The sequence below is a fragment of the Bacillus sp. BHET2 genome (genome assembly GCF_005938125.1).
Classification (GTDB): Bacteria; Bacillota; Bacilli; order Bacillales; family Bacillaceae_B; genus Rossellomorea.
Genome location: NZ_VCQN01000001.1, coordinates 1643583 through 1656001, shown reverse-complemented (window position 1 = coordinate 1656001; position 12419 = coordinate 1643583). Strand labels below are relative to the sequence as shown.

General features: G+C 42.0%; 9 protein-coding genes. 4 read left to right on the top strand and 5 right to left on the bottom strand.

Annotated features, from left to right (window positions below):
* Positions 1 to 51: 51 nt before the first annotated feature.
* Positions 52 to 615 (bottom strand): DUF2777 family protein, encoded by a 564-nt coding sequence (locus FGG79_RS08435; RefSeq protein WP_138777263.1) that lies wholly within the window; start codon positions 613 to 615, stop codon positions 52 to 54.
* A 148-nt stretch (positions 616 to 763) separates the two neighbouring features.
* Between FGG79_RS08435 and asnB the strand changes: the two genes are divergently transcribed.
* From asnB to FGG79_RS08415, 4 genes are all read left to right on the top strand, one after another.
* Positions 764 to 2620 carry an asparagine synthase (glutamine-hydrolyzing) gene (gene asnB / locus FGG79_RS08430; RefSeq protein ID WP_138777262.1) on the top strand — a complete coding sequence of 619 codons (1857 nt, stop codon included), beginning with the start codon at positions 764 to 766 and terminating at the stop codon, positions 2618 to 2620.
* A gap of 372 nt (positions 2621 to 2992) precedes the next feature.
* Positions 2993 to 4516 carry a phytoene desaturase family protein gene (locus FGG79_RS08425; RefSeq protein ID WP_138777261.1) on the top strand — a complete coding sequence of 508 codons (1524 nt, stop codon included), beginning with the start codon at positions 2993 to 2995 and terminating at the stop codon, positions 4514 to 4516.
* The gene (locus FGG79_RS08420) at positions 4513 to 6015 is read left to right on the top strand and encodes a phytoene desaturase family protein (RefSeq protein ID WP_138777260.1); all 1503 of its coding nucleotides are present in this window, start codon (positions 4513 to 4515) and stop codon (positions 6013 to 6015) included. The genes FGG79_RS08425 and FGG79_RS08420 overlap by 4 nt, the downstream gene beginning before the upstream one ends.
* Positions 5981 to 6814 carry a phytoene/squalene synthase family protein gene (locus FGG79_RS08415; protein WP_138777259.1) on the top strand — a complete coding sequence of 278 codons (834 nt, stop codon included), beginning with the start codon at positions 5981 to 5983 and terminating at the stop codon, positions 6812 to 6814. Before FGG79_RS08420 ends, FGG79_RS08415 begins: the two co-directional genes overlap by 35 nt.
* Positions 6815 to 6939: 125 nt before the next feature.
* On the opposite strand, the gene FGG79_RS08410 is transcribed toward FGG79_RS08415, so the two are convergent.
* From FGG79_RS08410 to FGG79_RS08395, 4 genes are all read right to left on the bottom strand, one after another.
* Positions 6940 to 8328, bottom strand: coding sequence for an ammonium transporter (locus tag FGG79_RS08410; RefSeq protein WP_138777258.1), 1389 nt, complete (start codon positions 8326 to 8328; stop codon positions 6940 to 6942).
* Between the two features lie 63 nt (positions 8329 to 8391).
* Positions 8392 to 8733 carry a P-II family nitrogen regulator gene (locus FGG79_RS08405; RefSeq protein ID WP_138777257.1) on the bottom strand — a complete coding sequence of 114 codons (342 nt, stop codon included), beginning with the start codon at positions 8731 to 8733 and terminating at the stop codon, positions 8392 to 8394.
* A 330-nt stretch (positions 8734 to 9063) separates the two neighbouring features.
* Entirely contained in the window at positions 9064 to 10419 is a 1356-nt protein-coding gene (locus FGG79_RS08400; protein ID WP_138777256.1) for an MATE family efflux transporter, read from the bottom strand.
* A gap of 104 nt (positions 10420 to 10523) precedes the next feature.
* Positions 10524 to 12284 (bottom strand): alpha-glycosidase, encoded by a 1761-nt coding sequence (locus FGG79_RS08395; protein WP_138777255.1) that lies wholly within the window; start codon positions 12282 to 12284, stop codon positions 10524 to 10526.
* Positions 12285 to 12419: the final 135 nt, after the last annotated feature.

The window sequence follows — 12419 nt, the reverse complement described above, 5'->3', positions numbered from 1 at the left end:
AAAGCAAGTGCAGTTAATATCTGCATTTGCTTTTTTAATTGGTTGACACCATCATATATTAAAGCTTTCGATGACGATCCGTCTACCTGTACTCAGTGTGAATTCAAAGCGATCCCGTTTCTTTTTGTAGTAGGTGAAGTGATGTTGTACAGCACACACCTCTACACCGTTATCAAACGTGATGAAATTCACGCCCTCTTTGATTTTTTGATTTCCGAGGAAAACGAGATGGTTGTGGCAAAAGATGCTATCATAAATTGAATAGCCAAGATTGTTTAAGGCCGTTGTAAACTGATGAAAGGCATCATCAGAAATCTCTTCTAATAAATGTTCCAACGAATACAGTATATTCTTCTTTATTTGGATTCGATCGCCATTCTCGATTCTTATTCGCTCATACGGTGTGACAAGAATACCGTCTTCTAAAAGAACTCCAGACAGCCAATCCCCATCTCTATATACTTTTAATTCATGATTGAGGTAAAATTCGAGCTCAGACTCTTCCTCGGCATCGATTTCGAAAAAGAACCACGTATCCTCTTCAAAAAGAGCGGTGCCCTCGGAATAGGACCTTTTTTGGGATTTTAAAATGTTTGATCGAAATATGTTGCTCAAGTGAATATCCCTCCTTAACTACATTTCTTGTCATAATTATCATATTTCATTCATGTAAAGATTGATTGAGACAATTAACCATTTCTTGACGAGAGCATAGAATAATTTATGTGTCAGTGAGCCCAGAGCGTTTTACTAGAAAGTGAGGATGATCACTATGTGCGGAATTACAGGTTGGATCCATTATAAACGGGATCTGTCGAATCAAAAAGAAGTTGTAGAAAAAATGGCAGAAACCCTTTCAAAAAGAGGACCTGATGAAACGAATGTATGGACCGGTCAACATGTTGTATTCGGTCATAAACGATTGATTGTAGTAGACCCGGCAGGTGGAAAGCAGCCTATGAACAAAAAGCATAATGACCACCTTTTCACCATTTGCTATAACGGAGAACTTTATAATACAGAGGATTTGAGAAAGGTACTTATTTCGAAAGGATACACGTTTAATGGCCATTCTGATACGGAGGTGTTATTAACCTCTTATGTTGAGTGGCGGGAGGAATGCGTCCACCATTTGAACGGCATTTTCGCTTTTGCTGTATGGGATAGTGAAAAGGAACATGTATTTATAGGAAGGGACCGGATGGGCGTAAAGCCTTTGTTTTATGTAGAAAAGGAAGAAGGGATTCTTTTCGGTTCGGAAATTAAAGCGTTGTTGTCTCATCCTGACGTAGCACCTCAGGTTGATCACCAAGGGTTAGCGGAAGTACTTGGGCTAGGACCATCGCGTACTCCAGGAAATGGTGTATTTAAAGGGGTTAAGGAGCTAAGGCCAGCACACGCGTTGCGATTTTCTAAGAGTGGATTGGACACATGGAGATACTGGAATGTGAAAAGCCAGAAGCACTCCGATTCCTTTGTTGAAACAGTCGCAAAAGTGCGTTACTTATTAACCGATGCCATTGAAAGACAGCTTGTGTCAGATGTACCCTTGTGTACCTTCTTATCTGGAGGTCTTGATTCAAGTGCGATTACCGCGGTAGCAGCGAATAAATATAAAGAAGAGGGTAAAGGAAATCTCCATACGTATTCCATCGATTATGAAGAAAACGACCAATATTTCAAAGCGAACGATTTCCAGCCGAACTCTGATGCTCCCTGGATTGAAAAGATGACATCGGAATTCGATACGGTCCACCATCGTTGTGTCATCAGTCAGCAAGAGCTAAAGGATCACTTAATCGAGGCGGTTCATGTAAGGGATCTGCCAGGTATGGCCGATGTTGATTCCTCCCTATTATGGTTCTGCCGAGAAATCAAAGAAGATTTCACAGTAGGACTGTCGGGAGAATGCGCCGATGAGATCTTTGGAGGGTACCCTTGGTTTCACCGCCCTGAAGACTTTAATCGGAGAGGCTTCCCATGGATGCGTTCGACAGCTGAACGTCAAGGTCTCTTAAAGGAAGAGTGGAGTAAGAAATTAAATCTGGAAGAATATGTGCTGAAGCAATATGACCGTACTGTGGCAGAAACCCCATTACTAGAAGGGGAGAATGAGGTAGAGACAAAGAGAAGACAATTATTCTATTTAAATTTACTGTGGTTCATGACCACATTGTTAGATCGTAAAGATCGTATGAGTATGGGAGCAAGCTTAGAGGTCCGTGTTCCATTTGCTGACCATAGATTAGTAGAATATGTATGGAACATCCCTTGGGAGATGAAAATGCATGAAGATAGAGAAAAAGGCATCCTGAGAAAGGCTCTTGAAGGCATCCTGCCTGATGAAGTCCTTTACCGCAAGAAAAGTCCGTATCCGAAAACCCATCACCCAGGGTATACTCAAATGGTCAGTGACTGGTTGAACGAAATTCTCGAAGACAAATCAAGTATTCTCTATGAACTGTTCAATGAAGAAAAGCTGAAGGAAATTGTTGCAACAGGAGGGGCTGCCTTTGAAGTTCCCTGGTACGGACAACTGATGACCGGGCCTCAGCTACTCGCCCATCTCGCTCAGATCCACGTTTGGTTTAAGGATTATAATATAGAGATTGTGGAATAGATAACGATTTGAAGAAGGTGAGTTTCTTGTAATTGAGAAGCTTGCCTTTTTTTGTTTGCTGAGAAGTCGCTTCAGTATGGATACAAGGAATGAAGCGACTGGGACAAACATAGATTTGAAGTAATAAAGATTTGAAAGGGAGGCATAGTAAAAGGGGGAGACCTTTACTATGCCTTTTATTTGGATACCAGTAGACTCGGAAGGAATAGGTGTAAAAACTGATCCAATTTCCCAAATCTGGGGTTTATTAAATGATGGGTACAAGCTAGTGATATATGAAAAAAGAGTTACAACTTTCTTTCTGGTGGAAAAAAGTTGTATAAGTATTGTATAATAAATGTACAAACAAATAACACATTGGAGGCTATAACGATGGCCAAGAAAATTATCGTCATTGGTGCAGGTCCAGGAGGCTTGGCTGCGGCAATGCTTCTTGCAGGGAAAGGCTACAACGTAGAAGTATATGAGAAGCAATTATTCGTTGGTGGACGTAATGGTTCTGTCACGATGGATGGCTATACGTTCGATATTGGTCCCACTTTCCTGAGCATGCCGGAAATTGCAGAAGAACTATTTGAAGCATCAGGGAGAAATCTTCATGACTATATCGATTTACATGAGCTCTCCATGATGTATGAACTCATATTTAAAGATAAAAGAGTAAAAATGTTTAAAGATCCTAAACTGTTAAAAGAAGAAATTGAGCACAATTATCCAGGGAACGCAGAAGGGTATACCCGTTTTATGAACGATACCCGTAAAAAAATGGAGCGTCTGAAACCAATTCTCCAAAGTCCAATGGATCGATATTATCAATATATCAGCTGGAAAGTTTTGAGAGCACTTCCTAAGCTTTCACTGGGAAGATCTCTTTATAGTGTCTTAAGTGACTATTTTACTGATCATGAATTGCGATTGGCCTTTACCTTTCAATCGAAGTATTTAGGGATGTCCCCATGGGAGTGCCCTGGAGCCTTCTCTATCCTGTCTTTCATGGAGCATGAATATGGCATCTTCCACCCGATCGGCGGTGTGAATCAGCTATCCAAAGCCATGGCAAAGGTAGTGACTGAGCACGGAGGAACAATCAACCTAGGCAGGGGAGTAAATAAATTGTGGATTGAACAACAAAATGTAGTGAAGGGCATCATCACAGATGACGGTGAGAAGGTATCGGCCGATGAAGTCATCATTAATGGAGATTTTGCCCATGTCATGAGTCATCTTGTAGAAGACGGTGTACTTAAGAAATACAGCAAAGAAAAGCTGAAGAAGAAAAAGTATTCCTGTTCGACATTTATGATATATCTTGGTATCGATAAACAGTATGACCTTCCTCACCATAGTATTGTTTTTGCTGAAGACTATAAGAGGAATGTTGAGGAAATAACAAAGACGTATACGCTTCCAGAAGATCCATCTATTTATATCCAAAATGCTTCGGTGACAGACAAAACTCTGGCTCCAATTGGACATTCCACTCTGTATATCCTTGCTCCCGTCCCGAATAATGTGAGTGGTATCGATTGGCAAAAGAATGAACACACGTTTCGGGATCTTGTCCTCGATATTGTTGAAAGTAAAACAGGTATTAAGAATATTAGGGAACATATCCAAGTTGAAAAGATCATCTCGCCTCATCACTGGGAATCTGATTTCCAAATTTATGAAGGTGCGACCTTTAATCTGGGTCACCAATTAACGCAGATGATGGCGTTACGCCCCCACAATAAATTTGAAGAGCTTGATCATTGCTGGCTGGTAGGTGGAGGAACCCATCCAGGAAGCGGGTTGCCAACCATATTGGAATCAGCGCGGATTACGACGAATATGCTGATGAACGAAGACCCGGCCTTTTCATTCACTGAGGGTCAGGTAATGGAGGAGGCATTATGAAAACGGCGGTCGTTGGATCTGGAATTGGCGGATTGATATCTGCGCTGTTAGTAGCGAAGGATGGTCACGACGTCACTGTTTATGAGAAAGAATCAACCATTGGTGGGCGTCTCGCCTTTGTTCAAGAAGGCGATTATAAGATTGATAAAGGTCCTACAATCGTTCTCCTTCCTGAAATGCTTCTCTCCATTCTTTCAGAAGCAGGGATAACTACAAGTGAAATTGAATTTGTTCGATGTGATCCCCTCTATCATGTTCATTTTGCGGATGGTCAATCATATCGGAAATATACAGACATGGATAAGCAATATGAGGAAATCAAGGAACAGTTTCCAGGGGATGAAGAGGGCTTCCTTCGATTTATGAAAGACATGGATGACCGATTTACTTTAGGAAAACCTCAATTCCTCGAGTCATCATTTCTAAAGGTGAAGGATTATCTCAACCGGAAAACGATAGGGTCATTGTTTAAGTTAAAAGCCTATCGAAATGTGATGGGGAATTTAAAGTATTATTTTAATCATGAAAAACTCCGGACAGCATATGGTCTGCAAACCCTATACATCGGGGGGAATCCTTACACGACCCCAGCCATTTACAGTTTGGTATCCTTTAGCGAACATAAACACGGTATTTATTATATTAAAGGAGGTTATGCAAGTTTACTGCATCATGTGAAACAGGCATGTGATCGAAATGGTGTCACCGTCAAGACTTCCTCACGAGTCTCCGAAATCGAGACTACAGGGGATAGAGCAACTCATCTTGTCATCGGAGAACATAGAGAGCAGGTAGATGCTGTCATTATCAATGGGGACTTTCCTGCAGCGTCCCGATTAGTAAAGAAAAAGGCTCCGAAACCTTACAAGCCTTCATCAGGATGTGTCCTTTTATATATGGGAGTCGCGGGTCGGTTTGAAAACAAGGAAATGCATCAATTCTACTTGAATGACAATTTCTCAAGGAATATGGAGGATATTTTCAAGAATAAGAGAATCCCTAAAGATCCTTCATTCTATGTGTTTAACCCGTCCAAGGTGGATTCGACACTTGCTCCCGAAGGAAAAAGTGTTTTATACGTACTTATTCCGGTACCAGTTTCCGAGAAATTGGACTGGAAAGAGGCTTCGGAATTTCTTTCCAATCATGTATTAGATACAATGGAGGAGAGGGGATTCAATCGTTTGAAAGAGCGGATCACTTGGATGAAGATCAGGACCCCAGAAGAAGCAGAACAAGAGGGTTTATATTCAGGGGGAAGCTTCGGTATTGCACCCAGTCTAAATCAGTCGGGTCCTTTCAGACCACAGGTACAACCTTTTGCAGAAAAGAATATCTTTGCAGTAGGAGCATCAATCCATCCTGGTGGTGGAGTGCCGATTGTCATGCAGGGGGCAAAGCTTGTTGCGGAAGCCTTTAAAGAACATTGCAACACCGAATCAGAAAGGAAGGATGTGTCCTTACATGAACAAGATCTTGGAAGCGTACGACCAATGTGAGAATATCATTAAACAACACTCCAAAACTTTTTACAGAGCATTCTCCCTTTTGCCGAAGAATCAGAAGAAGGCGGTATGGGCAGTGTATGCATTTTGTCGAAGGGTAGACGATATTGTTGATGAAGGTACAAGTCCTTCCGAAGAATTGCGACAGTTCGAGATGGAATTTGAATCGTTTCTGAAAGGATTTAATCATAACGACGCCATGTGGATAGCACTGGATGATGTGTTTAAGAATTTCAACATGGACATTGAAGCATTCAGGGATATGATAAGGGGTCAGAGGATGGACTTGAGTGACAGAGTGTATGTAAAGATGGGTGATGTCCTCGACTATTCGTATCATGTGGCAAGCACAGTGGGGTTGATGCTGTTACCTGTTCTTGCTCCAGGCAAAGAGGAGCAACTTAGAGACGATGGAATCTACCTAGGGTATGCGATGCAGATCACCAATATATTAAGAGATATTGGCGAAGATTTGGAAAGAGGAAGGTTATATATTCCACAGGATTTATTAGTGAAATATGAGTATACCGTAACAGATTTAATGGAACATCGAAACAACGAGGCATTCAGATCTATTTGGGAAGAAATGGCCAGTCTAGCTGAAGACTATTATGAAAAAGCTTTTCGTACTTTGAACCTTTATCCAGTGTATTCAAGAACCCCTGTCAAAGGAGCAGCATTATTATACCGTGCGATCCTAGGTGAAGTGAGGAATAATCATTACAATGTCTTCTCAGAGAAACACAACGTATCAAAAGATTTAAAAGAAAGAATCATTTCGACCATCTCATAAATAAGCTCCTATGGAAGCTTTACAGGATCCTTCCATAGGAGCTTATTTTTTTATGAAATTCATAGTTCTAAAAAATGTGAAGAGACATTATGAATCGAAAAGAGCCGCTTTAAGCGGCTCACAAATTAGATCGTGTTTCGCTGATTCATTGTTTCACTCTCTTTACCTGTTCCAATCGAATTTAATCGTTCGACTAATCCAGATCCGAACGGAGAAGCGGAAGAAACGTTTGATTCTAACACGGTATCCTTTAATTCATAAGCATTCGATCCATGCTCTGTAAAGTCAAGTCCAGAAAGTTCTTCTTCACGGGAAACACGGATGCCGGAAACCCGAGTTACGATGAATAAGAATCCACCTACGGTGATGGAAGTCCAAGCGATGACAGCCAACACCCCAACGGCTTGAATGGCCACCATAGAAGCGCCGCCTCCATATAATAATCCGTTTTGGACATCGAATAGACCAACAGCTACCGTACCCCAGACTCCACAAATTCCATGAACGGCAATGGCACCTACAGGATCGTCGACTTTAAGTTTCGAATCGATGAAAGTAACGGCTTCTACAAGAATCACGCCAGCAATAAGCCCAATAATGAGTGAGCCGATGAGGGATACGTTGGCGCATCCTGCTGTAATTCCGACGAGTCCACCAAGTGCACCGTTTAATGTAAGAGATGGATCAATCCTTTTAAATCGGATTAACGTGTAGAAAGCGGATGAAAGAATGGCAGCGGATGCTGAGAACAAGGTTGTCGTGATGACTTGGGGAACAAGAGTTGGGTCAGCAGCTAGACTACTGCCGCCATTAAATCCGAACCATCCGAACCAAAGGATGAAAACGCCGAGTGCACCTATCGGTATATTATGACCAGGGATAACGTTCACTTTTCCTTTATTGTATTTTCCGACCCGCGCACCCAGGAAAAGGACTGTGATGAATGCCCCGACTGCTCCAGTTAAATGGACAACGGTTGATCCGGCGAAATCGACAAACCCAAGTTTTGAAAGCCAGCCGCCACCCCAAACCCAATGTCCAACAATTGGATAAATGATTCCCGTCATGGCAATGGTTAACAGGATATAGCTTTTCAGTTTCATCCTTTCAGCTACAGCACCGGAAATGATGGTAGCACAAGTAGCGGCGAATACGGACTGGAAGAGGAAGAAACCGATATCTTCACGGCCAGAGAGGAAGAAACTATCTGTTCCAATGAGACCTCCTGATGTCCCGCCGAACATGAATGCAAATCCGGCGATGAAATATAGTACCGATGCAATCGCTACAGTTAAAAAGTTTTTCATCAGAATATTCAGTGAATTTTTAGCCCGTGTGAATCCAGTTTCAACCATGGCAAAGCCTGCATGCATAAAGAATACGAGAACGGCAGCGATCATGACCCATAGGGAGTCGACGGAAGCTTGAACCGATGCTGGTGTAGGAGCCGCAGCAAAAGCAGTGGTGCCAACGAACAATGACAGAACGAACAGAGTAGTAATTTTTTTAATCAATTGTATCCCTCCAATATGTGGTTGATAAGTGGCGAAAGTGATTTTAGATTAATGCACGGTATTCTATAAGACTGCTTTCTTTCCTCGTTCACCTGTACGGATGCGGATGACTTCTTCAACCGGATAAATAAAAATTTTCCCATCTCCAACGGTTTCAGTGCTGCAATGCTCCACAATGAGGTCGATGATATCTTCGACCTGGCCGTCGTCCACAATCATTTCCACTTTTATCCTTGGCACGAGCTGAAGTTCGAATTTGTTTCCCCTGAAAATACCTTGCTTTCCTTTTTGTTTCCCGCAGCCTGCAGCTTCTGATACAGTAAGACCGCTAAATCCACGTAGGCATAAAGCTTCTCTTAAGGATAAAAAGGCTTCTGCCCGGATGATCGCTTCTACTTTTTTCATCATTTTTTCCTCCTTTTATATTTTCATCGATTTAACGCTTATTGATGTTAGGTTTTATTACATGAATAAGTTATATTATTTATCATATTCAGAAAATAACAAAAGTTCAAGTGTTAATTTAAAATGAAAACGCTTAAATGTAAAAAAAGTTAACATTAATTCATGAAGGCGGTTTCATTTCACCCATCCAATATATTACTCAACTAAAAAAGAGTCAGCTGTATTTTCAAGCTGACTCTTTTTTAGTTGAGTATTATTAATTATTGGGTAGTTTTCTTACTTCATCTCATGTTCATTGTCTTCAGAAGAGCAAGGTAGAGGTACACCCCCCTATCCGGCACTTTTCTCGCTTTCGGTGAATCGTTTGTGGATCCAGACTTTTGATCGCCATCGTTTAAGCATGAGGATTCCCCTTAGCCATTCGTCTGCTATGAAGGAAATCCAGATCCCCACCAGTCCGAGGCCGAACCAGATGCCGAGTACGTAGGAGAGGGTGACGCTCACCCCCCACATGGACAAAATCCCCATATAAACGGGGAAACGGACGTCTCCGGTAGCCCTAAGTGCGTTAATGACCACCAGGTTGAAGCTTCGCCCTGGTTCAAGGATAATGGTCAAGTAAATCAGTGTTTTCCCAAGGGATATGATTTCTTCATTACTTGTAAAGATGCGAAAAAGCGGTTCGGCGAACAGGGAAAAAACCCCTGCCATCATGAGTGAGATCACGATCGCAATCTTTAAGCTCTTTAAACATCGTTGGTAGGCGTTATCGAATTCCTTGGCCCCAATCATATGACCGATGATGATCTGAGTGCCCTGACTGATGGCGACGCTGAATAAAAATATGAACATCATTAGATTTTGTGCGTAAACTTTCGTTGTCAACGCGTTGGTTCCAATACTTGCGATGAAGTAGGTAATGACCATTTGCGAGCCATTATACGATAGGTGCTCCCCAGCAGAAGGAACACCGATCCTCAGTAAATTTTTAACGTGAGAGGCGGGTAATTGAAACAATCTTTTGATTGGAAGTGCGGTCGGGATTCGTTTCTTGATGACGATGATACTGACGATGAACCCGATAAGTCTGGAAAAGATGGTTGATATAGCGACACCTTCCACGCCCAATACAGGTACACCAAAGGGTCCGAAGATAAAAAGGTAGTTTCCGATCACATTTATGAAATTCATCCCGATTGTGATGTACATGGCATCTTTCGTATAGCCATAGCTTCTCATTATTGCTCCGGCCGTCATGATCAAAGCTTGGATGAACGCAAACCCTCCAACGATTTTTAAGTAAGAAGAAGCTTCCTTCAGTAGAGTATGGGGGAGATCCATGGATAAAAGGATAGGTTCACTGAAAAAGATAAGGCCGATACTCAAGAGAAGACCGAATACGAGATTGACAGAAATGGAGACGATGGAAATTTCTCCGGCCAAGCGATGTTCTTCCGCGCCTATGTGCTGAGCAACGAGAATGGCTGTACCCGTCGCGACAAATCCGAACATTACGATGATAAGAGATAGAATTTGGTTTGAAACGCCAACTGCGGCAACGGAGCCGTCGGAGTATTGACTCAGCATTAACGTATCGGCATTACCCATCAACATGTGGAGAAAGATTTCAATGAATATCGGCCAAGTTAAGGCGAATAGGGTCAGGTTCTTTTGGTTTTTACTCATGGTTATTCTCCTTTCCTTGGCTGCCAGGGGGAAGCACCTGGTCGTTTTCGAGTGAAATAGAGAAGGGGACTAACCATTTTGGGTTAGTCCCACTTGACCCCGAGCTAAAATTGAAGGATAGCGAATCCGTAGCCATCAAGTGACACTTCGATAGAGTCTGCTTCAGCAGCAAAATCCTCTCCGCTCCAAAGGTCCGTAATTTTCTTTCCTTTCAATTCAAATGGAAGAGAGTAGCTCGTTGATTCTTCACTGCAGTTCAATAGAACAAAAATGGTTTCATCGCCATTTGATTTGGTGAAAGAGAGACAATGTTCATGAGTGTCTCCCGGTAAAAACGCCAAATTCCCTTCATTACTCAAGAGTGGATGCTGTTTTCTAAGTGCAATATGTTTTTGGATATGGTTGAAAAGTTCTCCACTATGCTGATCCTCTTCCCAAGGGAAGCACTTTCGGCAACCGGGATCCTGTCCACCTGTCAAACCAATTTCATCTCCGTAATATATACAAGGCGTCCCTGTAAAGGTGAGCATGAACGTATAAATCTGTTTGGTGCGGCGGATATCTTCCCCGCATTCTGTGAGCACCCGTGGTGTATCGTGACTACCCACTAAATTGAAATTCACTTCATTGACGTTCTTAGGATACATGTGGACAACTGAAGTCATATTTTCAATGAATTGTGAAGCAGTAATGGTTTGCTTTGCAAACAGGTTCAAGAGATTGGTGGTGAATGGATAATTCATAACCGCGTCGAATTGGTCTCCCTGTAACCAAGGCATGGAATCGTGCCATATTTCTCCTAAAATATATAAATCGGGCTTGCTGTTTTTTACTTCTCTTCTAAATTCACGCCAGAAATGGTGGTCCACTTCGTTAGCAACATCCAAACGCCATCCATCGATATCAAATTCCTCGACCCAATAGCGTCCCACCTCTAATAGATAATTCCGAACTTCTTCATTTTCCGTATTCAACTTCGGCATCGAGGCTTCAAATGCAAACGTATCATAGTTAGGCGGATTACTCTCTATATCCAATGGGAATTCATTTATATGGAACCAGTCTTTATATGGGGATTTCTCCCCGTTTTCAAGAACATCCTGAAACGGCTGATAATAGAATCCACTATGATTGAACACCGCATCCAGCATCACTTTAATTCCGTTCTCATGACAGATTCGGATCAAATCCTTTAATGTCTCTTTGGTCCCGAACTGAGGATCGATTTCGAAGTAATCTATTGTGTCATATTTATGATTGGAATGCGCCTTAAAGATGGGGGTGAAATAGATTCCTGAGACACCCAGCTCTTTCAGATAGGCAATGTTTTGAATGACGCCTTCCAAATCTCCCCCGAAGAAATTGGTCGGAGTCGGATCTGTGCTATTCCAATCCAGTGTCCCTTCAGGATCATTTTTCTTATTCCCGTTTGCAAATCGATCAGGGAATATTTGGTACCAAACTGTATCCTTCACCCATGCCGGAGCCTGAAAGACGTCGATGGCATTCAAGAACGGAAAGCAGAAGTAATCACCTATATCAGTAGAGGGGAATTCATTGAATCCCTTCTCACCGTAGAATATTTCGTCTGTATCGTCACGAAGCAGAAAACCATAACGAAGTCGTTTGAAAGGAGGGGAGATGGGAGCAAACCAATAATCAAACAGACGGTCGGTTCCTGTTAACACCATTTCCTTACGATCATATTTCCATTTACCATCCGCCCATTGATAGGGGTCACCGTGCAGGAGGGTGATAGTGTTCACATCACTCTTCTTAGTGCGTATACGGATATGTAGTTCGTCTGTAGTGCAAGCGTATGCATAATTATCCTTTGGTCTATGATAAATAGCTTCCAGCAACATCTAATATCCTCCTCTTTGTTAATTCATTTAAAGAGTATTCTAAACTTTGAAGCTTGTCAATAAAACGCATACAAACAAGTAAATCGTTTTCTATATTTTCGTAGAACATAAATAATTTTCAAAAAAGTATTGTCA